Here is a 22,250-nt window from a genome sequence, read left to right as displayed (position 1 = left end):
TTATTTAAAGTCCACTTTCAATTTCTCCTTCAGTTTGCAAATAAATCTGTACCAATTGCTCCCGATACGCTTCACTTGCATTCCACATTCCGCGCTGAATGGCCTCCAACAGCCTCTCAGACATTTTGTTGGCGGCCCATTTATTTACCTCTTCCATCCACTTTCTGTTTTCTTCATTCAACAGATAGTGATCGGTAATTTTATTGTACATCCAGTCTTCCACAACATCGGCAGTTGCATCCCAACCAAATACATTTTCCATCATGTAAGCAACATCCTGCGCGCCTTTATAGCCATGCTGTTTTAATCCATCAATCCATTTCGGGTTCAAAATACGCGCACGCATAACTCTTGCTGTTTCCGATTCTACCGATGCAATTTCAGTTCGGGAAGGATCAGCCGAATTTCCATAATAGGATCGCGGTGTTTTACCAGAAAATTTCTTGGTTGCAGCAATCAGACCGCCATGATAAATAAATTCATCATCGATATCGTAAATGTCAGATTCCTTCGACACTTCATTTTTAACTGTTACATCAGTTTTCGACAAGCGCGTTCCATACAAATCGGGGCGGCTATCACCATGCACCTTACGTCCGTAAGCATGACAACTCCACGTAGTAGATATTGTGGCTAAATCTTCATTGTTTTCCCACTTTCCGGAACTGGTTAAAATATCAACACCCCCTCCATAGGTTCCCGGAGGACAACCAAATACTCTCAATCGGGCTTCTTGTTCTGCAATTTCAGGGTCGATCCCCTTTTGCTTCATTTCCTCCACCTCGGACAATACATGTTTGCGGATGTAGTTCATTTCGATATCTTCATCCTGAGCAGCAACCAAATTAACAGCATCATCGAGCATTTCAATCAGATTAGGGAATGTATCTCTGAATAGACCTGAAATTCGACAGGTCACATCAACTCTAGGACGATTAAGCTCTTCCAAAGGAATCAATTCCAAACCACTTACCTGAGCTGTATTGCCCAACCAAAGGGGTTTCACCCCCATCAAATAAAGAATCTCAGCAATATCATCGCCATAGGTTTTCATGATATCTCCTGCATACATCACGATAGCAATACTCTCAGGCACTTTTCCTTCATCTTTATTATATTGCTCCAAAAGATCCATTGCCATCTTTTGTCCCACCTTCCAGGATGCTCGTGTAGGCACAGCCGTAGGATTGATGGAATAAAAGTTTCGCCCCGTAGGTAAAATCAAAGCATTTCCTCTGGATGGACAGCCTCCTGGTCCGGGATCTACCATTTTTCCATCAACACCATTCACTAAGTGTTTTAACTCATCGGTCGTTTGCAGTAATCTTGGAACAATTTCTTCACAGATAAACGCCAAGACCTGCTCTAATTTTTTTAAATCAGATTTATTGAAACCAATTTTCTGTATCACAGAGGAAATTCCAATTGCCTGATAATTCTCTTCACCCAAGGCTTCAATCAAACCAACAGCTTTTTCGGTAATCTCTTCCAGAATATATAAACTGGTTTTACCATTCTCCCACAATTTTGCCGACTCATCCAATAACAATTGATAGTCGTAATTAAGAGCTTCGGCAATACCTTCATTGAGAGCAGGCACTTCTCCATTTCCAATTCTGGTCAACAAGCGAATCATATTACGGAATCGATCCTTTTCTTCAGGCTGACCATAAATATGTAAGCCGTCTTTGATGATAGAAGATTTAATTTTCTCCATCCAAATATGAAGTTCTTCTAAAAATTGCTCAAAATCAGCAAAAGCTTTCTCTTCAGTTATTTTTAAATCCTGATCCAAATCCAAAGCCTTTACCATCTGCCAGATCTCCTGAGAGGCCGGTTCTACTTTCTTCTCATTATTCGCTTTGGCATGATAATAATCCTTCAGCAATTCATCAAGCTGAGAAAGTTCATCGTAAGTTCCACTTTCCACCATCGATGGAATCATGTGTTCGTTCAAGACAGCTGCCGAACGACGCTTTGCCTGAATACCTTCTCCCACAACCGAAATGCAGTAAGGATATAAATGCGGCAAATCGGAAATGGCAATATCGGGATAACAGGCATCGCTCAAACCCTTTTCTTTTCCGGGCAACCACTCGAGCGTACCATGCGTCCCAATGTGCAGAATGACATCAGCCTCAAAAATATGCTTGACCCATTTATAGAAAGCCACATACTGGTGAGGGCAAACAAAATCGGTGCTGTGATAACACGCTTCCGCTTTTTCCTCATAGGCTCGGGCAGGTTGCAAACCAATAAAGACATTCCCATTTAAAATTCCCGGAACAGGCATCTTATCCTGATGCACCAAAAACTCACCAGGCGCTTTTCCCCAATCCAGTTCCATTTTTTCCTGAACCTCAGCTGGTAATTTTTGAAACCACTCCTGATATTTCCCAGCAGAAATAGTATCAATGCTTTTCTCCACCATCCGCTCGGGCGAACTCCATTGTGTATCGTTGGTTACACCATTTACAATTTTATTGATGATTTCCTCTCCATCCTGAAAAGAAGATTCTATTTGAATACCATTTGCTTTTAATGATTCTATCATGTGCCAAACCGAAGCAGGCGTATCCAGTCCCCAGGCACAACCGATTTGATCGTTCCTTGGAGGCATATTATGGAGAATAATTGCCACCTTTTTATCTTCGTTTGCTGTATATCGAAGAGAAGCCCAGTTCTTTGCCAAAGAGCAAATCTTTTCGATTCTTTCCTGTATGGGTTTAAAGCGATACCTGGTTCCAAATTCATCTTCTTCGAAAAGGGTATAGGATGATGGATAGGCTATGATTTGACCATCGAATTCGGGATAATAGATGCCCGACACCAGGGTCATGCCGTCTACCCCTTGTTGGGACTCCTTCCATTCCTCCTCACTAAACCAAACGGAATAAGTTTGAATGACCGGCACAGCCAACTTGCTGTAAACCGATTTCTCAAGCATTTCAGCACTGCCATCTCCGGGACTTCCCAATATGGTTTGTGAATAACCTAAAGTATTGATAATGGCATCAACAACAGGTTTTCCATCCTGAATAAACAATTCATCAATCACATAGTCAATGCCCTTTCTGTCAAGTTCCTTTTGTGCTGAAACTCCGGTATAACAAAGCAAGGGGATAGCTCCTTGTTTTTCAATCTCGGCTTTTATAGCCTCCACATGAGCCACATTCCCATTTTGATAGAATGTTGAATGAAACAAAACGCCAATTACAGGTTTTGTATCCTCCTGAATTTGCTTGAGATAAGCCTTCTTCTCTTCTTCGTTTCCTTTGATATTATAAATACCATCCCAGTCGGGAGCAATAGGTTCCCCTACCGGGTAATTTCCTCCCTCCCATTTATTAATCATCCACAAAAACAGGTTACACAAATTCTGTGTTCCACTCATAGAATAATATCGATAAATAGTCGCAAATTCACCCTGACTGATATTTAGTCTGTGCCTTAATTCATCTACCTCATCCTGAATACCTGATTCCAAGAAGATTTTTTTCTTTGACGAAACCCGATCGAAAAATTCCTTAAATCTATTGAAGCGTGTAAAACCTCCGTGACTCGTTATAAAGACAACATCTGCCTGTAAGGATTGGTTGATACATGCCTCAAACAATTGATCATCATCATCAAAACTGGTATGTTTATAAAACTGGAAATCAAAAATCTCAGGAAATTTCTCATTAAGCGATTTTTGTGCTTTGTTCACTTCATAAGTGTTATCATAAGCACCCGTTACAAATACGATTTTAAAATTTGAAGGCATAGACTAGTGTAGCTTTGATATAAAATAAGTTGAATCCTGAGGCAAAATTTCGGGATGCAGAATTTTAATAAAGTCCTTTAGAACGATATCCGGACGTATTGTAGCAGTTTCCCACCAATCACTTCCCCCCCTTGCGTTTGATCTTTTATAGATATTATACACTTCATGATCCCGAAATGCCTTAAACTGTGTGAAAACCTCTCCTGCATTTTCAATATCCTGTCTGCTTTTACATATCCCCGGATAAATCCAGATATCAGCATCGTTACAGTTATCAAGTACATTTTCAACGCTCATCGGAATATTTCCTCTTGTGCTATCAGCAAACAAAAAATAATCGGCACCTGCATCTCGCAAATAACTCACCATATAATTTTGGCCACCAGGCATGTACCAGATTCCTTTATAACTCCAGCCCATTAAAACAGATGCTTTTTTCTCTACTTTTTCAGCAAGCTTCCTAATTTCATTATAATTCCCCTCTACTTTATTGAAAAATTCATCAGCCTCCTTGTCTTTATTGAAAAAGGCTGCAACAAATTTAATCCACTCAGCTCGTGCCAGCGGTGTATCTTCCATCCAATTCAAAGCATAAGCCAGTTTAAAACCAATTTGATCCAAATGAGACTCTCCTGATTTCACCTCATTAAAAGCAGAAAGAATAATCAATTCAGGATTCAGATCAACAATTGCTTCAATATCAATATTTTTATTGTGAGCACCTCCCAAACTTGGAATTTCACCATTCTTTACCTTTACAGATAAACGTTTATTATAAATTTTGTTTGCACGGGTTATTCCCACAATTTTATCAGCAAGCCCTAACTCAACCAAAGGCCCAATATGAGTGTTGGAAAATACGGCCACAGAATTTATGGGTGTTTGGATATAAGTCACATTTTCAGCCTCAAAAAAAGGTAATGGTTTGCCTTTGGGAAATAAAATATATTTACAAAGCACAACATCATTCTTCCATGGATTATAAACCGTAATTTCCTTATAGCTTTCTTTAACATTAATGGAAAAGCCCCTGGCATATTTTACTTTTGTCTTGAAATCAGAGGTTATGCTATCGTCTTCAAAACAGGATTCCTTTTTCCAGGTCGAAGCTCCTTCACTACAGGCTGTCAGGCTCAATAAAACAACACTTAATATACAACTCTGCCACATCAGCATCTTCCATTTCATACTCGATCGTTTATACATAGCAATAGCTTACAATAATTTTCTGAAGTAATATAAATCGTGATTGGGTAATAATTCGGGATGAAAAATACAGATCATGTCTTTAAGAATGATATCAGGATGCATCACGCCACTTTCCCACCAATCGTTACCTCCACCGGGTCCTAATCGCTTATTATTATTAAACACCTGCTTCTGATTAAAAGCGTCGAACATTAAATAACGTTTATCCATATTACTCAATTCGCTTAATGAGTTGACAGCTCCCGGATTTAGCCAAAAGTCAGCATCCTGCTGCTTATCGAGAACACATTCGAAACTCATAGGTAAAGAGCCAGTCTTCTTTTCTCTTTTCCAATAATAATCAGCCCCGGCATCCTTCACCAATCGTGCCACATAGCTATCTCCTCCAGGTACATACCAAGTTCCACGAAAATTGTAATTCAGCAATACTGTGGGTAAGTTATTTACTTGTTTTGCCAATTCACGGGCTTTGAGGTATGATTTCACAACTTCATCAAAGGCTTGATCTGCCTCCTGATCTTTTCCCAAAAAGACTGCAAAAAACTTAATCCATTCGGCTCGTGCCAAAGGACAGGCTTCCATCCATTCAGAAACAAAACAAAGCTTAAGACCAATATCCATCATCCTTTTTTCCTCAGGAGAGATACTCTTGAATCCAGAAACAAAAACCAAATCAGGATCCCCTTCCAACAAGCTCTCGGCATCGGGTCTTGACATGCCTGTTGTTTTCAAATCAGTAAGTTTAGCCGTTTTGATTCTTTCTTTCAGATAAGCATTGTTTATAACCTTACCATTGCTAACCAAACTAACGACATCGAGACTATGCAGCATATTAAGAGGTTCAACATGAGTCGATGAGAGAATCGCTATTTTATTAATAGGACGACGAACCTTAATACAATTTTTAGGTAAATTAGCAGGGACTTTGGATAGAGAGTCCAAAACGCAATAGCACTGAGAAATCTCCCCTTCTTTCCATGGGTTGAGCAATTCAATAATCTGCCCTCCCTCAAAGGGCTTTATCCGAAAGCCTTTGGCATAATGGATATCGGGACTAAATGCCTTAATTGATTTTGTCTTCTGTGCAGTCAGAGTGGATTCTGTCTGTGGCTTCTTGATCTTGTGTTTACAACTGGTAAATCCTCCGCCTACCAGAATAACAAAGATGAATAATACGATCTTTTGCATATGCTTCAATTGCCGGAAAGAACAGAGTAAGCATATGAAACCATACAATTACAACTTTCTCCCCGAAGTTTTATGTTTAATTTCTGATAACAGGCAGGTATTCTGACTTATCCCACCTATGAAAACCTTCCCATCCCGATATCACGAAACAGTGGTCATTTTCCATAAGCATCACCCATAAGGGCCAGGAATTACAGCTGCGGGGACAGTACCGGATTCACACCGGATTCCCTTTAATCAGCCCGAAGGCTGAAAACCTAAATCAGCAGGACAAAACTACAATATTTTAAGAATAAAAAACAGTTATATGAATATTTGTTAAAATATTAACATGTAAAACATATAAGATGAAATATTCAGAAATCAAATATCGATCTACAGTAGGGATCATAAAATAGATTCATTATTCTTGCATTGCGCTTTTTTAAACATTTAATGTATTAAAGTGACTAAACTTAAACAACCAACTAAAAACCGTCACATGTTAAAAACACTTTACAAAGGATTCCTCTTTTCATGCCTCTTATTCACAATCTCGTGCACAACAAACCAAGACACATCTGATTTAATTCAAACCATCGATAACCGCCAGACTGAAAGTGCACTTCAGATAATTGATCATCTTAACAATTTAAATGAGCAAGACTCATTGGGTTTAGCCCCCATTCACTGGGCAGCCAAACGCGCTTTACCACAAATCGCAAAAGCCTTAATAAAAAAGGGCTGCGACATCAATCTAACGGATACACAAGGCTACACCCCCTTGAATTATGCCATAAAAGCCGATAATGATGAGATCGTACATTTACTTCTGAAGAATGGTGCTGTGGTTTATAAAAAGGGCTTATCCAATTTAAGCGATGGACCTTTTGTTGATTGGACTGAGAATGGACTTTACGCCTATTATTTAAAACACGATTCTCTCAGTTGTAAGACTTACATGACTGGCAAAACTATCGCTAGAGGAGTAAACGAATTTAAAGGTTGGGATGGGGACACGACGACCTACACTATCAGAAATACCAAAACTCCTAAATGGGAATTCAACACTCAAGAACCCATATTTGTTTTAGGTGATATTCATGGTCAGTACGACAGAATGATAAGTAACCTGCAAGCTCATGGCGTGATCGACAAGCAACTAAAATGGAGCTGGGGAAAGGGACATCTTGTTTTTGTAGGCGATATCTTTGATAGAGGTCAGAAAGTAACCGAAGCACTTTGGCTGATTTACAAACTAGAGCAGGAAGCTGACAAAGCCGGAGGGAAAGTGCATATTAGCTTCGGGAATCATGAATTGATGGTACTGAACAAGGATAACAGGTATATTGCCCGTGCGTACAAAAACCTGTGCAACAATCTAGGGCTGGATTACAATGCCTTGTTTCATCCCAATTCGGTATTGGGCGAATGGTTGCGATCCAAGAATTCGATGACCAAAATAAATGATGTACTCTTTGTTCATGGGGGTATCTCACAAAAACAAATCGATTCCAGAATGAGCCCAGAGGAGATAAACAAACTGATGAGACAGTATTTGATTTCCGGGAGCAATCCTAATAATCAGGACAAGCTGCAGCAAATTTTAAAAAGCTTTGGTCCATTCTGGTACCGTGGCTATTTTATGGATCGATCTCAATACAAAAAAATCACCGGGCAGGAACTAACTCCTATTCTTAAAGCTCTTAAGGTTTCCATAATTGTTGTTGGTCATACCGAAAACGATGAACTTAGTGCTTCTTTTAATGGCAGAATCATAGATGTTAACATTCCACTGGCTGAAGATTCAATCCCCAACCAAGCCCTGCTGATTGAAGATGGGAAATTCTATAGTCTGACCGAGGATGGTAATAAAACCTTGTTAAACTAAGCAAATCATCTAATTCAAGAAACAGCCCCAAAGAATGATAACGCTTTGGGGCCGTTTAAGTTTTTAATGATTTTTTCAAAGAGAAGTCTCCTATCATTCTGTCCATAGCGAACCAACCGAATAGGTTTTAGCTCTCCCACGAAGCAAAATACGATCTCCTAAATCGACACAAAACAACTGCCCTCCCCGCTCTGATATTTGTTTAGCATTCATCTCTTTTTTATTCAATTGTTCACTCCAGTATGGGGTCAATGAACAATGCGCTGATCCCGTTACCGGATCTTCCAAGATAGAAGCCTGAGGGGTAAAAAAGCGGGATACAAAATCGCAATGATTTCCTTTTGCCGTTACAATAACACCACCCGGATCGAGGTTAATTTGATCGAAAATCGGCCTGTCTATTTTAATATTCTGAATATCTGATTCATTTTCATAAACCAAAACGTAATCCCTTGCCTTCAAAACCTTTTGGGGCTGAAGATTTAAAGCCGCCTCAATAATTTGTGGCAATTCCGCTTCAACGGGTTTTCTCCTTGGGAAGTCAAGCGTATAAAGCCCATTTTCTGCTTTGACTTTCAATTCTCCACTAAGGCTTTCAAAAACGATTTCATCCTTGGGATATTTCAGAATCTCTTTCAAAACATGAGCACTTGCCAAAGTTGCATGACCACATAAATCCATCTCCACATCAGGAGTAAACCAGCGCAAATGCACCTTTTCTTCTTTTATAATAAAAAATGCCGTTTCGGGTACGGCATTTTCTTTTGCTATTTTAAATAAAAGCTCATCCGGCAACCAATTTTTAAGGGGAACCACGCAGGCCGGATTCCCTGCAAAAAGTTCATCCGTGAAAGCATCTATCTGATAAAGATCTAATTTCATTGTAACGTTTATTAAGGATAAATTCTTATTTCTTTAGGTAGGCATAGCCAGATTCGCCTGATGCAAATATCAATTCACTTCTTTTATAGTCATCTACTTCATAACTATCGGCCATCAATAACTCTTTATCAGTCAACTCAAATATTGTTCCTTCTACAAAATCCTTTTCATCTCCTGTATATTCAAGCATAGGATGCATATCTGTACCACTTGATTTTATGACATTGGGATCAGTAATTCTAATTTCTGATAAGGTATAGCTTCTTAACACGTCTTTTTTACCTGTTAAAATTCGTCCGAATGTATCTAACTGTACCCTCTCAAACTGAAGGGTGCCGTATGAAAATAGTTTCACCATTTTATGCCTAAAATTATATATGTGTTAATTTAAAACCTCCTACAAAAGTCGATCTATTTTAGCTGCCAATATAAAATCATTTTCGTGTAATCCATCAATTTTATGGGTCCAGATTGAAACCTCAACTTTTCCCCAGGTAAAATTAATATTGGGATGGTGATTTTCCTCTTCGGCCAGTACGCCAATTTGATTAACAAAAGCTAAAGCAGATTTAAAATCAGGAAATGTAAATGATTTCAATAAATGATGCTGTTCAATCACTTGCCAATTGGCAAGTCTAATCAGATATGGATTGATTTCAGTTTCGCCAAGTGGTGGGATTCCACCCTGACAAGGCGTACACTTCTTTTTAGACAAATGGTTCATGACAATGCTTTTTCAAAATGATTCAGTTGTATTCTAAACTCTTTTAATAATTCAGCATCTTTAATTCCCTCTTCATTCGAAAAATTCTCATAAAAAGAAGGTAACGAAAATCTAAAAATCGGTTGAGTATTAGCACGCTCGTATCTTGCAATAGCTATAGCCAAAACTGATTTTCCGCCATAGGCTCCCGGCGAGGTCGCCATCAAAAGCATCGGTTTATCTCCCCACACATTCGATTCGATTCTGGATACCCAGTCGTATATATTTTTGAAGGCTGCTGAATAAGCTCCATTGTGCTCTGCAAAAGAAATAAGGATACCATCAGCATCTCGAATGAGCGCTTTAAACTGATGTGCCAAGTCGGGTATACCGGACTCATCTTCCCTGTCTGCACTATAAATTGGCATTTCAAAATCATTCAAATCCAATAATTCGAAATCTATATTTTTCAATTCTTTCGATGCATACTGTGCCAAAATTCTGTTGATTGATTTTGTGCTGTTACTTGCTCCGAATGCTATAATATGTTTTCTCATAAAATGTCTCTTTTCTAATTATGATGTCTTTGTTTTGACTCTCAATAAAGATAGCGAAAGGCATTTAATAATCTTTCTGCGGCATGACGAATCAATATTGTTTTAATTGATAAGCAGATTGAAAAGGTTAATTCCACCAGACTATATTCTCAGCTTCTACAGCCTTGCTGATCTCATCTTCTGAGAATTCCATAAAGTCTGATTCAGACCGAGTCTCATTTGTTTCAAAGTTTTTGGGAACTTTTAAAAATGTGTTCAGGTTCGCAAGCACATAAGTCTTCCAACCTTTATTCAGATATTTGGAATTGAACAAATAAAATTCTTCATCGTAATGTTTAAACAAATTCTCTTTTTTAGATGGCGGAATTTGAAGACTCCATGCACAATAGCCCGAATCCGTATTGATGTAACTCTCCCATGTTCCCATAAAAGAATTAAACCCATCCTGACCAAACCAGGCCGTATTTAGTTTAAATCCATAGGGCGACTGATCAAACATACTTTTAAAATCACCCGTAAATTGCCCGGCATGGTTTTCATCCGGACTCTCGTTCAGGACGTATGTCCCATAGATAATACCTTCGGAAAGATCTGGCTCATTACAATCTCGTCTTTCTTCATCAAGTAGCATAATTTGGTCGATGAGCATCGTCCCCTGAAAATTGCAAACATGATTCTTTACTCTCGATTTCCCCTTGACATGATACTTAAAGTGAGATTCTGAATCTTTGGCAATCTCAACAAAACGAATCTCTATTCGTTGATTATCCTCTCCAATTGTCCCTTGAAAAGTTCTCTCCTGCCATAATTGACAATAATCCGACTTTATATTTTCCTGAGTGGCCTCAGTATAACAGTCTTGTGCGAAAAGTGATAAGTTTAGACTTAAAAGAAATAAGATTTGGAGAAAAGTTTTCATCGTTTCAACATATAGATACATAGTCTATCAAATTTATGAAAATCAAGACTATAATCAAAAAAAGATGCAGCCTCACGACCACATCTTTGTATATTCTTTTGCATCTGACACACTAAGAATTCTCTTAATATCAAGCGCTCTGCTTCAAAAATTAATTTCATGTGCAATATGCAGCTTCGTTCTTAATTTCTCAATCAGTTGGTAGAGTCTTTCAATAAGTTTTTCGTCAAGTAACCATTGTTCTGTTATATAAACGCCCAATGTGGATTTATTTTTCAGTTCAGAAACGACATCCACATTAATATGGTTAACACAAAGTTTAATTCTGGGATCCAAATCAAAAATTTCAAGAATTAAAGCCTGTGTACTCTGGCTGTAAAACAGTTTTCCTGCTGAGCGTTCATCATTCTCTTCAATAAAAACGTTAGAATCAAATTGCTTCGACTGGGTTGTAAATTCACTCTTCCTGAAAAATGGATTCACCTTATCCAGAATATTCTTCTGACGAACCTTAATCAGTGTTGATGCAGGAAACGCAATTGGAAAAAAGAAACCACTATACATGGCACGATCTCCTATACCCGCCATATCGCAATAATTTACAAAATAAGCTTCATCATTATCCGATCCGGATATTATAACATGCTGTTTAACCAGATTACGAGGATTTATTCCACTTGCTTTATAAGTTTCATCCTTAAAATCAATTATTCTATTTGTTCTTTTTGCAAAGGCTTTCAGTTCTTCAATAGCTGTTTTATCTTCTTCCATCTTTCTTTCTATTAAAATATCATGCTTTACTCAATATAAATGTTTAGGAAAACCTTCTTTTTCCCTGCATATAAGATCGTCTCCGATTCAAACTATCGGTCTTTTTTTGCGTCAACAGGTAAACAAGTGGACCAATTATGGGAGGTATAAATGCTAATATTAACCTAAAAACGCCTTGTCTTTCTCTCATATTAGAAAAAGCATCAATAATTACATAAAGATGCAAGGCTAATACAGATAAGTAAACGAACATATTCATCTTATTAAATTCACATAAATTTAATAAGATATTTTTATTATGATACCAAAACAAAAAAATAAAAACGCCTGTCAAACAAATGACAGGCGTTGAAATTATTTATCATTGAGTTTACGACTCACTAATATTCTTTTGCCATTTCCAGGCTGAAAGCAAAGTTTCATCTAAGGAACTTTGTGCTTTCCAACCCAACTCTTCGTTGGCATATGTCGTATCGGCATAAATCTGCTCAATATCACCAGCACGACGTGCGACAATCTTATGAGGCACTTTCTCACCCGTTGCTCTTTCGAAGGATTCAATAATCTCCAATACAGAAACACCATTTCCGGTTCCTACATTAAAATACTCGCAATTGGCCTTGTTCTTATCATTCAATAAACGTTCGATAGCCACAACATGAGCTTTAGCCAAATCCACCACATGAATGTAATCACGAATAGCCGAACCGTCAGGCGTATTGTAATCATCACCAAAAACACTCAATTCGGGACGAATACCGGCCACGGTTTGTGTTAGGAAAGGGATTAAATTATTGGGCACTCCAAGTGGCAATTCGCCAATCTTTGCTGTTTCGTGTGCCCCAATTGGATTAAAATATCTCAAGGCAATCCCCTTCAACTCCGGATAAGCCTTCAGTGTATCACGAATGATATCTTCGCAGATACTCTTTGTGTTCCCGTATGGTGATTCTGCTTCTTTACGAGGTGTTTGCTCCGTTACAGGTAACTTATCAGGCTGACCATAAACCGTACACGACGATGAGAACACCAAATTTGGCACCTTATAATCAATCATGCAGGCCATGATATTCATCAATGAATTCAGGTTGTTATTATAATACATCAATGGTTTATCAACCGATTCACCAACTGCTTTCGAAGCGGCAAAATGGATAATAGCCTCCAGGTCGGTATACTTTTGAAAGAAATCATTGACCTTCTGCTTATCCGTCAAATCAAACTCCTCGAATTTAGGTCTCACTCCTGTGATTGCCTCAATCTGTTCCAATACTTCAATCTTCGAATTCGAAAGATTATCTACAATAACCACCTCATAACCATTGTTCTGTAGTTCAACAACCGTATGCGATCCAATAAAACCGGTACCACCGGTAACAAGAATTTGTTTACTCATGTTTCATGTTTTTTTTGAGTTCTTTTTAAAACAGTGTTTAATTCCAGCCCTATTTATTTTCACCACACAATAGACCTCTTAAAACAGTATGTCAAAGAAACAATATTTCTCTAAATTTTTCTTATAAAAATGGAATTCTTTCCAACATAAGTCTGATAAAACTGGACTCAAACATACGCAATCGTTAGAAAAACTTCAATCTGATTCACTTGAGAAAGTGTATTTCAAAAACAATATCATTTAAAACAAATGCAGTTTATATTTTCTGATTTCTCATTCATCTTTCAAGCAATGCAAACTGATACTTCATTGGTATAATAAAGTGCTCGCAAGCTCTATACTTTTCTATCCTTCTGATAGAATTCTCTCCCTGAACATTTACTTTTTCATATAGTTCATCGTAATTTTCAAAATACTGATCTGCCTCAAAACAACTCTCATATCTCAGAGAAAAACCTTCAACATCTGCCCAACTGTTTTGTGCTTTGACATCTTCATCAGCAACATAAGCCCAATCCGATTCTGGATGATGATCAGCTATCATGACCTCTGAAGCCAATAAAAAGGCATGATTAATCGATCGTCTCGGTTCAGACATTTCGTGTAAACAAAACTCAAAAAAAACAACATCCCCCTTAATCCCAACATCAGTAAAATCGGAATGAATCAAGCTGAATTTTTCGGACAAACCCAGCCTCTTGATATTGGCACTTAAGGCATCCAATGCATTTTTATCATGATCGATTGCAACAACCTGTTTGGCCTCACATGCATAAGCTATAAACTGCCCACCTCCGGCTCCAACCGAGACAATTGTTTTATCTCGAAAATCATAAAACTCTAAGAGATTCCCAATAACTTGATCAATATCTTTTAACATCTCTTTATTTCAATATTTAAACTTATTTTTATCGGATAGAAGACCAAAATACAGAACGTTTTCAATCCCCTACTCACACACCCTAATCTTGTTTTTTAATTTTAACATCAGCCAAGCCATTCTGTTATCATATTGCCCCATAAAGTCGCAATTCAAATAACGCTTGCTTCAACCCACCGAATGTTAGCTCCCCTGTTCTTCGAAATATGTTCAGGGGTTCCCATCACTCGAACGTTTATTTGTTATATTTATCACTATTCCGACAATTCTTTTAGTTTTCCGTTCATTTCTTCAAACCCTTTTTTAGTGTTTTCAACATTCAAAAACCATACGAATATACCTTTAAACTTTTCACTTTGTCTAAATGTTATTGTTCCATTTCCATTGTCAATGAGTTCAAATTTGTGTTCTCCGTCAAAAAGTCCTGGAAATAACAAACGCCCAATCCATCTCAATTCGTTGTTTGCTTCATAAATTAAAACTGTGGGTTTCAAAGTCATTCCTTTTTCTTTAGGTGGTTCAATTCTTACTGTGATTTTATTTCCAACTTTCACTTCTCCAATAACAGATTTAATAAATGGATTCCAGTTTGGATAATTTTCAAAGTTTGTTAGAATTGTCCAGACTTTATCAGGTGTTGCATGAATCAGAATTTCTGTCTTGATTTCTTTTGCCATTGCGGTTAAATTTATAAGTTTCGTTTTTGAATTACGATACAAATATCACACACACCAATTGTTTTGCTCTCGACAAAAATCAAGAAATCATAAAAGTTGCTTCTTTCTAATCCGACTAAATGTTTCTGGTGTCATTCCAAGCATTGAAGCAATGTACTGTAATGGAACTTGATTAAAGAGGTCTCTATTATTCTTAAAGAAGTATTCATACCTTTCCTCCGCTGTCATAGATAAATGACTAAAAATTCTATCTTCTAATATGGAAAAGCATTTTCCAATAAACAATTTCTCAAGTTCGTGCCATTGAGGAACTAAATTTCCGATTTTATTATAATCCTCTCTGTTTATGATATAGAGAACCGAATCTGTCAAGGCTTGAATTGTCCAGCAGACAGGGTTTCCAAATAACAAACTTGAAAGGTCCGTTACAAAATATCCTTGTGTTGAAATCCATTGAGTCACTTCCTTGTCTTCTGTTATACTATAAATTCTCAAATACCCCGATTTAATAAAACTGAGTTTATCGCACTTTCTTCCTGTCTTTAAAAAGAAGTCACCCTTTTGAATTGTTGACAAGTTGAATAGCGAACTTATTCGTTTTAAGTCGTCTTGTTAAATAACTCCAAAATAAGATTTTATATTTTGTTCAAGTTCATTCATGTTTCGTAGTGTATCGTTACATTACCGCTAACGGTCTTGCTAAGTTTCGTGGGCGATTTCAAAGAGTAATCTTATCAAACCGCCAAATAAGCAAGCCGCTTAATTTTGTTTATATTTTTAGCAAACCAATTTATATGGCTTGCTGGTCTTTATTAATTGAACTAAACTCTCAAGCGACTCGCCACCGCCCATGAAATTTAGCTTTTGTTAGGCACTTTCCCTTCTCACCCAAGACTCTATTTTCTAGATTACCAAGCATATAGGTATGAATATATTTAACCATATGTCATATAAATTACTCTTCTGTTTTGATGAGTTTTAGCAATAATTCTTACAGACTAAAGACTCTACCCCTACAGTTTAATTTTTTATTATTTTTTGAGAATAGAAATCACCATCAATTAGACATCTCACTAAATAGACACCATCATTCAAAGAGCTTATATTTATTTTATCTCCAGGGTTATTATAGGACTTGATAAGCTTTCCATCCATCGTAAAGATCTCTACTGATTCTACTGTTTTAAGACCTAAATTCAAAATAGAGTTTGTAGGATTAGGGTATATAAGTAGATTGCTGGGATTTTCTTTTTTATCCAAAACAGATAGAACGGGCCCCAAGTTTATAGTAACAGATTTGTACCCACCCCAACCATCATTAGCTGTTATCTTGATTTTAACTTCACTCGACTGAAGAGGTATTAATGTTAGCCTTCCATTTGACTCACTCACACTAAGTGCATCACTATCAAACTCGTAGTCATACGTAAGACGATCACCTTCTGGATCAGTAAACAAATTATTCAAAACTATCTCACTTGATGTTTGATTACTCTTAGTGTTAGTATCATTGACTTCTGGATCTTGGTTAGTCCATTTAAGAATTGTCCCACCTAAGTCGGGTCCTCCTTGTTGAGTGGCTAAAAATATATTCCCGTTCAAAAATGCGGGGTTTGCAACAACATCATAACCGAAATCAGGTTCGCTTTGAAGATCCTCAAAAATCCGGATCTCTCCATCAAAAGGGTTTATTCCAAATATTTGTAAGGAACTTATACCATAGATTAAACTATCGGTGGATATCATTTTAGTATGAGTCCTATGTTTAAGTGCACCTAATGAGTCTATTGAAGAGCCATCTAAGTCACTTCGAAATAACTGACCCCCTAATTTCGAATTACTTCCAGAGTTAGCAAAAAGTCCAATTAACTTATCTTCCCTAATTATTAAGGATTGAGGTTGGGTTCCAATTCCATCTCCTCCCTTAACTAGATTTTCGTATCCGGTACCATCCGATTTGATACGTATAAAACTCCCACTTAAAACAGTTGAACCAGTGCCATCAGGATATGGATTCCCTCCACCATTATAGCATGCGATGTAAATGCTATCTCCATGGAAAACAAAATCAACTGGATTTTGTCCCTTCTGAGAATCCGTATCATTGTAGATTTTTTTTAATTGCGTCCCATCTTTTTCAATAGTAAAAATGCTGCCCTCATCAACAAATGACAATTGAGAACTTAACCACAAAACACTATCTGTCACATATTTGACTTGTACTTCTCGAACATCAAATGGATCAAAATCTGTAATAAATTCGAATGAATAAGATTTTAAGGAATATTTAAAAAGTGTTCCACCTCCTTTAGGACTAAATCTAGTAGTTCCATAAATCACTGTATCATTTGCCACAAGACTGTTGGGTGCATAATTCACATCATCAAATTCCCAAATGACTTCATACCCATCTCCATTCTCATCAATTCTAAATAACTTACCTTGTCCATTGGGCGTATTATTTATGATATAAAGTGAATCATTTGTACCAACCATTCCCTTTATTGCATAATCAAAATCGTTGCCCTTAAAATCATAGATAAGGGATAAATGACTTTCTTGACTTAAGCTAATTAGACTGAAACTAATTATAGTAGTTAAAGTGAGTATTAGTTTTTTCATTTTCTGTTAGAATTTTAGATGAAATATTCGATTCAGTTATAAGTTTCTATAAAAAAAATCATTTTGTATAAGTCTATTGTTTTATAGCAATTCTGACTAACGGGCTTGCTAAGTTTCCTGGGCGATTTAAAAGAACTGACCTTTCAAATCGCACGAAAGCAAGCCACATATATTTGTTTATATTTTTTGCAAACCAAATCTAGGTGGCTTGCTGGTGTTTCTTAATTGAACTAAACTTTCGAACTGCTCATCAGCGCCCATGAAATTTAGCTTTTGTTAGCGATTTTTATGTTGATATTCAAAAAATCTCTTAAACTCAAAATCGAACAATAGTAACCTTACTATATATGCATATAAGAGTAGTTTAGATATATAGATAGTGTGAAATAAAAAACTGTGGCTATTATCAATAAGGAAAGTCATATAACAACCTACTATAATTCCACATATAGCCAAGTATGTTAATGCTGATTTAATTTTATCTAAACCCAAATATGTTCCATATAATAATCCTGCTTGTACAGAAAAACTAATGATGTAAATCAAAATATAGGTAATGTCATAATAATTGTCAGTATAGTATGATATTAGTTTTGAAAGAATATCTATAACAAGCACAAGAGAGAATATTGCAATGATTTTTTGTCGAATATGAAATGTACTTCGATATTCTTTTTCATTTTCAAATTTCCGTAATTGGAATGCATTCTCATCATAATTATCACACCTACCAGAGTAATCAGGTTTTTCTTTTGTTACTTTACATAGGATGCCAGTAGAAAAGTCAATTGTTTTATTATTGCAAGAATTGCAAAGTTCTTTTATCCCATTTTCCATATTTTATAATATTGTATTAATAATTATTAAATTGATTAAGTAGACCCTTTAAATATGGGTATACATAATTGCCGCTAACGGTCACTTGTATGTGGTCGGGCGGGATTTCGAAGAGAAATCCTGTCAGACCCGCAGGAAAGTGGGCGCAAGGTCTGACTTGTCAGACCGCTAAGTCCCCCGCCTGCCATATACAATTTGTTATAGCCCGTTATTTTTCATGTTTTAAAAACCAATCATATATTTCAGTTTCAGGATATACTAACCAATGAATCGAATGACCAACATCTTTTTCTCTTGTATATTTGATTTGGTTGTTTATTTCGGATAGTTTGGTTATCAAATAATCTGTTTCTTCAACTGGAACAACATTGTCTGATTCTCCATGAAAAGCCCAAATAGAAATGTTTTTTAAGTTTTCAACATTGTTAGAAATATAATCCATGTGTCTGGTGAAACCACTCATTGGGGCAATTGCAGTAAATTTGTCAGGATATTTTGTTGCGAGATACCAAGTTCCAGAACCACCAAGACTAGCTCCTGTTAAATAAACTCTGTTTGTATCAATCCTGTATTTTTTTATCAAGTCAGAATAGAAATTTTCAAACCAGTTTTCAGTCGACCAGCGAAGATGTTTTGGACATTGTGGAGCAACAACTATAAAAGGGAAATTGCGTCCTCTATAAATTTGGTCAAATGGTCCCGAACTATATAAATCAAGTGTATCTTTTCCACGAGCAGATCCTCCATGAAGAAAAATTAATAAAGGATATTCTTTAGATAAATCATTGGCATAATCGGCTGGTAAATAAGTAATGTATTTGTAAAAAACTGTTTCCGGGGATTGATTAATGCCATTTTTGAATGTTATTTCATACTCTAAATTGCCTTTCTCATTCCAATATTTACAAATACCATTTAATTGCCCATTACTCCAGTTTTTTTCAGATTCTATAATCCCAGTGTTGTACCATGAAACGGCTAATCCGTCTCTTAGTCCATTTTTATATTTGGCATCGTAAATAAGCTGTCCATTCTTTGACCACTCTTTGTAATTTCCTTGTTTTGTATTTGTTCGGTAATTACATTGAAGTTCCTCTTTTACCTTTTTATTGAAATTTGAGTAAGTTGCATCCATTTGAACCTGTCCGTTTGGATAATAATCTTGGACATGAATCAAATTGTTTTTATCCAATTTTTCAATTATTCTTTTGTAAACAACCGTATCGTATTTTGAAATTGAATATTGCAAAAAAAATGTGTCAATCGTTTGGGCTTGCAAACCAATCGAAGTCAAAATCAGGATTAATATAGTTATTAGTTGCTTCATTTATAATGGGCTATAACGGGCTTGCTAAGTTTCGTGGGCGATTTAGAACTAATGTCCTATCAAACCGCTAAAGAAGCAGGCCGAGTAAATTTGTTTATATTTTGAGCAAGCACAAATTTGATTGGCTTGCTGGTGTTTCTTAATTGTACTAAACTTTCGAACTGCTCGTCAACGCCCATGAAATTTAGCTTTTGTGCCTGTTGCACAAGTCTTGATAAACTGTTGATAAATCTAACAATATATTTTTTCTAAATCAACTGTCATGTTTTATACTTGCAAATAAAAATGCAAGGCAAAAAGGTTTATCAAGAGAAATTGTTTTCAAGTTTCCAACTCTCTAAACGAGTTCCAAAGAACAACTTCTATAGAAGATTACGAGAGGTTTTGGATTTATCGTTCTTATACAAGCAAACTGATGCCTATTATGGTACATGTGGACAGAAGAGTATTGATCCCATCGTTTTCTACAAACTCTGTTTGGTTGGCTATCTGGAAAATATTATCAGTGACAGACAACTCATCGAGCATTGCTCCATGCGGTTGGACATCCTCTATTTCCTGGGCTTTGATATTGATGAAGACCTGCCATGGCACAGTACTGTAAGCCGTACACGACAATTATTTCCAGAAACTATATTTGAACAGGTTTTTACATATGTATTAAGCATGTGTGTAGAAAAAGGCATGGTGGCCGGACACAGCCAGGCCATGGATTCTGCTCCCATAAAAGCCAATGCCAGCATGGATAGTCTCGAGTTAAAGGTTCCTGAACAGGAACTTGAAACTCATCTGCAAAAAGTACGCTATCAAAGTCGTCCCGACCGGAAAGCCAAAGGGAATAAAGCGCCTAAACAACAACAAATTATAACGGCAAGTGAACAGGAATTACAAGCACTGAAAAGTCGTAACAAGAACTGGCAGGAAAATCAGGATCAACGCCCTGGAGCCAGCAATAAGGGAGCTAAATACACCAGTAATAAAACCCACTACAGTCCTACTGATCCCGATGCCCGGATTAGCGTTAAGCCTGGCAAAGCCAGAAAGCTAAACTACCATAACAACATCAGCGTTGATACAGCAGGTCACGTCATCACGGATGTGAAGGCTTATCATGCAGACCAAAAGGACAGCCAGATTCTACAGGATGCCACTAAACGTTTAAAACAAAGACTAAGAGATCAAGGTCTGCTTTGGCGGAATCTACTGGCAGATGCCGGTTACAGCAGCGGTGAGAATTATGCCTTTTTAGAAAAAGAAAATTTGATTAGCTATATACCCAAACACGGAACCTACAAGGGCGGTCCCGAAGGCTTTACCTTTTGTAAGGAAGAAAACTACTGGCTTTGTCCCCAGGGAAGAAAGGTCACCTTTCGTAAACAAAAAATGGTGAAAAACTCCCTGCAAAACCATTACCTAACCAGAAGAAGTGATTGTAAAAATTGCCCCATCAAACAAGATTGCATAGGAAAAGGTTTTGAGAAGAAGATTGGTATAACCGTCTACGTCAATGAATATGAACGAAATAATAAGAGAGTAGCAAGTAAATTAGGCCGCTATATGAAAGGAAAGCGGCAATCAACGGTAGAACCTGTTTTTGGCATACTCACCCAATTCATGGGACTTCGTAAAATAAATACCATAGGAATACAGCAGGCCAATAAGGTGATGCACATGTCAGCTACGGCTTATAACCTGAAAAAACTATTGAAATTTGTCACAAAAAAGGCAGAAACTATGGCAAATCAGGCAAATAACTATTTTTCTATTTTAATCAACACAATCGGCTTATTTAGATCTCTTTTAAGCCCTAAATAATTTAAGATCTAGAACTGATTTGTATAAAATACAGCACCGTAAAACGCAAGTATAGAAAGCTAAATACAATAAATATCCCCTTAATAGAAAATATTAAGGGGATGTGCAACGCTTACTTTTGTTAGCACACGTTATTCATCAATAAACCAAAAAGCAGATTCAAATAAAACAAACTCATTTAAATCACAATCAAATCGGTATTCAAGAGAACAACCACTCACAATTCTTTCAGACAGACTGTCTTTTACAAAGCTCACTTCAAAGTCAATAAAGTCTATTTCTAGTTTATCCTTTTTAATCTTAATTGGTGTAATCTCTGTCAAAATGATTTTCTTGTCTGGTGAATCGAGAATTGAAATTAAAGTATCACTGTCAAAAAGTTCGACTTTGTAGCTATTGAATGTGTCTTTTAAGAAATAAGTTATTGCTTCATCTTTTTTGATTTTTAATCTGTGCCAATCAGAATCAAGTTCTTTAGAATCTAATTTTATGATTGGAGCGAAATAACTTTCCAAACTATCCAAGTACACACTAAATGCTTTCTTATAAAAGTTATCATCATTGTCAGCAATAACATTAGTCTGAGAATATGAATTCAATGACGAGAGAGACACCACTATTAGTATAAGAATTAATTGTTTCATTTTAATGTGTGCTAACGGGCTTGCTAAGTTGTCGGCGGGATATAAAACGACCGCCTTATCAAAGCGAACATAAAGTTAATAAAACGCAGATATTATGCAAACTATATATCCCCCGCTGCAATTTAGCTTTTGTTAGGGGTGCGGTATTAATTGAGCCTTGCTTGCCTGTCTTTTATAGTTTTAAATT

General features: G+C 36.7%; 19 protein-coding genes and 1 riboswitch. Of the genes, 2 read left to right on the top strand and 17 right to left on the bottom strand.

Annotated elements, in window-relative coordinates; genetic code table 11:
- Window positions 1–4: 4 nt before the first annotated feature.
- From cobN to EV201_RS00085, 3 genes are read right to left on the bottom strand one after another with little or no spacing between them, the layout of a single operon-like run.
- Entirely contained in the window at window positions 5–3,766 is a 3,762-nt protein-coding gene (gene cobN, locus EV201_RS00095; RefSeq protein WP_130305377.1) for a cobaltochelatase subunit CobN, read from the bottom strand.
- 3 nt (window positions 3,767–3,769) lie between these two features.
- Window positions 3,770–4,954, bottom strand: a complete 1,185-nt coding sequence (locus EV201_RS00090) for an ABC transporter substrate-binding protein (RefSeq protein ID WP_165389543.1) — start codon at window positions 4,952–4,954, stop codon at window positions 3,770–3,772.
- Window positions 4,955–4,981: 27 nt separating this feature from the next.
- Window positions 4,982–6,163: an ABC transporter substrate-binding protein gene (locus tag EV201_RS00085; protein WP_130305375.1), complete on the bottom strand. Its 1,182-nt coding sequence runs from the start codon at window positions 6,161–6,163 to the stop codon at window positions 4,982–4,984.
- A 74-nt stretch (window positions 6,164–6,237) separates the two neighbouring features.
- A riboswitch (cobalamin riboswitch) is annotated at window positions 6,238–6,439 on the bottom strand.
- A gap of 205 nt (window positions 6,440–6,644) precedes the next feature.
- Here EV201_RS00085 and EV201_RS00080 point away from each other — a divergent pair.
- Entirely contained in the window at window positions 6,645–8,033 is a 1,389-nt protein-coding gene (locus tag EV201_RS00080) for a metallophosphoesterase (protein ID WP_130305374.1), read from the top strand.
- A gap of 93 nt (window positions 8,034–8,126) precedes the next feature.
- Here EV201_RS00080 and EV201_RS00075 read toward each other — a convergent pair whose 3' ends face one another.
- The 13 genes from EV201_RS00075 to EV201_RS00015 all read right to left on the bottom strand — a co-directional run bounded on the left by EV201_RS00075 (window position 8,127) and on the right by EV201_RS00015 (window position 19,469).
- Window positions 8,127–8,915 carry a PhzF family phenazine biosynthesis protein gene (locus tag EV201_RS00075; RefSeq protein WP_130305373.1) on the bottom strand — a complete coding sequence of 263 codons (789 nt, stop codon included), beginning with the start codon at window positions 8,913–8,915 and terminating at the stop codon, window positions 8,127–8,129.
- Between the two features lie 25 nt (window positions 8,916–8,940).
- Window positions 8,941–9,273 (bottom strand): gamma-glutamylcyclotransferase family protein, encoded by a 333-nt coding sequence (locus EV201_RS00070; RefSeq protein WP_130305372.1) that lies wholly within the window; start codon window positions 9,271–9,273, stop codon window positions 8,941–8,943.
- 39 nt (window positions 9,274–9,312) lie between these two features.
- The gene (locus tag EV201_RS00065) at window positions 9,313–9,639 is read right to left on the bottom strand and encodes a 4a-hydroxytetrahydrobiopterin dehydratase (protein WP_130305371.1); all 327 of its coding nucleotides are present in this window, start codon (window positions 9,637–9,639) and stop codon (window positions 9,313–9,315) included.
- Entirely contained in the window at window positions 9,636–10,175 is a 540-nt protein-coding gene (locus EV201_RS00060) for an NADPH-dependent FMN reductase (RefSeq protein ID WP_130305370.1), read from the bottom strand. Before EV201_RS00060 ends, EV201_RS00065 begins: the two co-directional genes overlap by 4 nt.
- A 127-nt stretch (window positions 10,176–10,302) precedes the next feature.
- Complete coding sequence (locus tag EV201_RS00055) at window positions 10,303–11,094, bottom strand: hypothetical protein (protein ID WP_130305369.1); 792 nt, start codon at window positions 11,092–11,094, stop codon at window positions 10,303–10,305.
- A gap of 144 nt (window positions 11,095–11,238) precedes the next feature.
- Window positions 11,239–11,865 carry a hypothetical protein gene (locus EV201_RS00050; RefSeq protein ID WP_130305368.1) on the bottom strand — a complete coding sequence of 209 codons (627 nt, stop codon included), beginning with the start codon at window positions 11,863–11,865 and terminating at the stop codon, window positions 11,239–11,241.
- Window positions 11,866–12,235: 370 nt separating this feature from the next.
- Window positions 12,236–13,261, bottom strand: coding sequence for a UDP-glucose 4-epimerase GalE (gene galE, locus EV201_RS00045; protein ID WP_130305367.1), 1,026 nt, complete (start codon window positions 13,259–13,261; stop codon window positions 12,236–12,238).
- 277 nt (window positions 13,262–13,538) lie between these two features.
- Window positions 13,539–14,141 (bottom strand): methyltransferase domain-containing protein, encoded by a 603-nt coding sequence (locus EV201_RS00040; RefSeq protein ID WP_130305366.1) that lies wholly within the window; start codon window positions 14,139–14,141, stop codon window positions 13,539–13,541.
- Window positions 14,142–14,395: 254 nt separating this feature from the next.
- Window positions 14,396–14,818, bottom strand: coding sequence for an SRPBCC domain-containing protein (locus EV201_RS00035; RefSeq protein WP_130305365.1), 423 nt, complete (start codon window positions 14,816–14,818; stop codon window positions 14,396–14,398).
- Between the two features lie 87 nt (window positions 14,819–14,905).
- Window positions 14,906–15,394 carry a Crp/Fnr family transcriptional regulator gene (locus EV201_RS00030; RefSeq protein WP_207224353.1) on the bottom strand — a complete coding sequence of 163 codons (489 nt, stop codon included), beginning with the start codon at window positions 15,392–15,394 and terminating at the stop codon, window positions 14,906–14,908.
- Window positions 15,395–15,838: 444 nt separating this feature from the next.
- Complete coding sequence (locus EV201_RS00025; RefSeq protein ID WP_130305364.1) at window positions 15,839–17,440, bottom strand: T9SS type A sorting domain-containing protein; 1,602 nt, start codon at window positions 17,438–17,440, stop codon at window positions 15,839–15,841.
- Window positions 17,441–17,716: 276 nt separating this feature from the next.
- The gene (locus EV201_RS00020) at window positions 17,717–18,277 is read right to left on the bottom strand and encodes a hypothetical protein (RefSeq protein WP_130305363.1); all 561 of its coding nucleotides are present in this window, start codon (window positions 18,275–18,277) and stop codon (window positions 17,717–17,719) included.
- A 208-nt stretch (window positions 18,278–18,485) separates the two neighbouring features.
- Complete coding sequence (locus EV201_RS00015) at window positions 18,486–19,469, bottom strand: prolyl oligopeptidase family serine peptidase (protein WP_165389542.1); 984 nt, start codon at window positions 19,467–19,469, stop codon at window positions 18,486–18,488.
- Between the two features lie 420 nt (window positions 19,470–19,889).
- On the opposite strand from EV201_RS00015, the gene EV201_RS00010 reads away from it, so the two are divergent.
- Window positions 19,890–21,419 carry an IS1182 family transposase gene (locus EV201_RS00010; RefSeq protein WP_207224352.1) on the top strand — a complete coding sequence of 510 codons (1,530 nt, stop codon included), beginning with the start codon at window positions 19,890–19,892 and terminating at the stop codon, window positions 21,417–21,419.
- Window positions 21,420–21,550: 131 nt separating this feature from the next.
- On the opposite strand, the gene EV201_RS00005 is transcribed toward EV201_RS00010, so the two are convergent.
- Window positions 21,551–22,063 (bottom strand): hypothetical protein, encoded by a 513-nt coding sequence (locus EV201_RS00005; RefSeq protein ID WP_130305361.1) that lies wholly within the window; start codon window positions 22,061–22,063, stop codon window positions 21,551–21,553.
- Window positions 22,064–22,250: the final 187 nt, after the last annotated feature.

Origin of the sequence: Ancylomarina subtilis (assembly GCF_004217115.1) — a bacterium.
Classification (GTDB): Bacteria; Bacteroidota; Bacteroidia; order Bacteroidales; family Marinifilaceae; genus Ancylomarina; species Ancylomarina subtilis.
Note: the sequence above shows the minus strand (reverse complement) of the source record. Positions and strands in the feature narration are given on the sequence as shown.

Bases quoted from the DNA above. Each gene is read 5' to 3' on its own strand.
- cobN (WP_130305377.1), bottom strand. From the start codon at position 3,766: ATGCCTTCAAATTTTAAAATCGTATTTGTAACGGGTGCTTATGATAAC.
- EV201_RS00090 (WP_165389543.1), bottom strand. From the start codon at position 4,954: ATGAAATGGAAGATGCTGATGTGGCAGAGTTGTATATTAAGTGTTGTT.
- EV201_RS00085 (WP_130305375.1), bottom strand. From the start codon at position 6,163: ATGCAAAAGATCGTATTATTCATCTTTGTTATTCTGGTAGGCGGAGGA.
- EV201_RS00080 (WP_130305374.1), top strand. From the start codon at position 6,645: ATGTTAAAAACACTTTACAAAGGATTCCTCTTTTCATGCCTCTTATTC.
- EV201_RS00075 (WP_130305373.1), bottom strand. From the start codon at position 8,915: ATGAAATTAGATCTTTATCAGATAGATGCTTTCACGGATGAACTTTTT.
- EV201_RS00070 (WP_130305372.1), bottom strand. From the start codon at position 9,273: ATGGTGAAACTATTTTCATACGGCACCCTTCAGTTTGAGAGGGTACAG.
- EV201_RS00065 (WP_130305371.1), bottom strand. From the start codon at position 9,639: ATGAACCATTTGTCTAAAAAGAAGTGTACGCCTTGTCAGGGTGGAATC.
- EV201_RS00060 (WP_130305370.1), bottom strand. From the start codon at position 10,175: ATGAGAAAACATATTATAGCATTCGGAGCAAGTAACAGCACAAAATCA.
- EV201_RS00055 (WP_130305369.1), bottom strand. From the start codon at position 11,094: ATGAAAACTTTTCTCCAAATCTTATTTCTTTTAAGTCTAAACTTATCA.
- EV201_RS00050 (WP_130305368.1), bottom strand. From the start codon at position 11,865: ATGGAAGAAGATAAAACAGCTATTGAAGAACTGAAAGCCTTTGCAAAA.
- galE (WP_130305367.1), bottom strand. From the start codon at position 13,261: ATGAGTAAACAAATTCTTGTTACCGGTGGTACCGGTTTTATTGGATCG.
- EV201_RS00040 (WP_130305366.1), bottom strand. From the start codon at position 14,141: ATGTTAAAAGATATTGATCAAGTTATTGGGAATCTCTTAGAGTTTTAT.
- EV201_RS00035 (WP_130305365.1), bottom strand. From the start codon at position 14,818: ATGGCAAAAGAAATCAAGACAGAAATTCTGATTCATGCAACACCTGAT.
- EV201_RS00025 (WP_130305364.1), bottom strand. From the start codon at position 17,440: ATGAAAAAACTAATACTCACTTTAACTACTATAATTAGTTTCAGTCTA.
- EV201_RS00020 (WP_130305363.1), bottom strand. From the start codon at position 18,277: ATGGAAAATGGGATAAAAGAACTTTGCAATTCTTGCAATAATAAAACA.
- EV201_RS00010 (WP_207224352.1), top strand. From the start codon at position 19,890: ATGCAAGGCAAAAAGGTTTATCAAGAGAAATTGTTTTCAAGTTTCCAA.
- EV201_RS00005 (WP_130305361.1), bottom strand. From the start codon at position 22,063: ATGAAACAATTAATTCTTATACTAATAGTGGTGTCTCTCTCGTCATTG.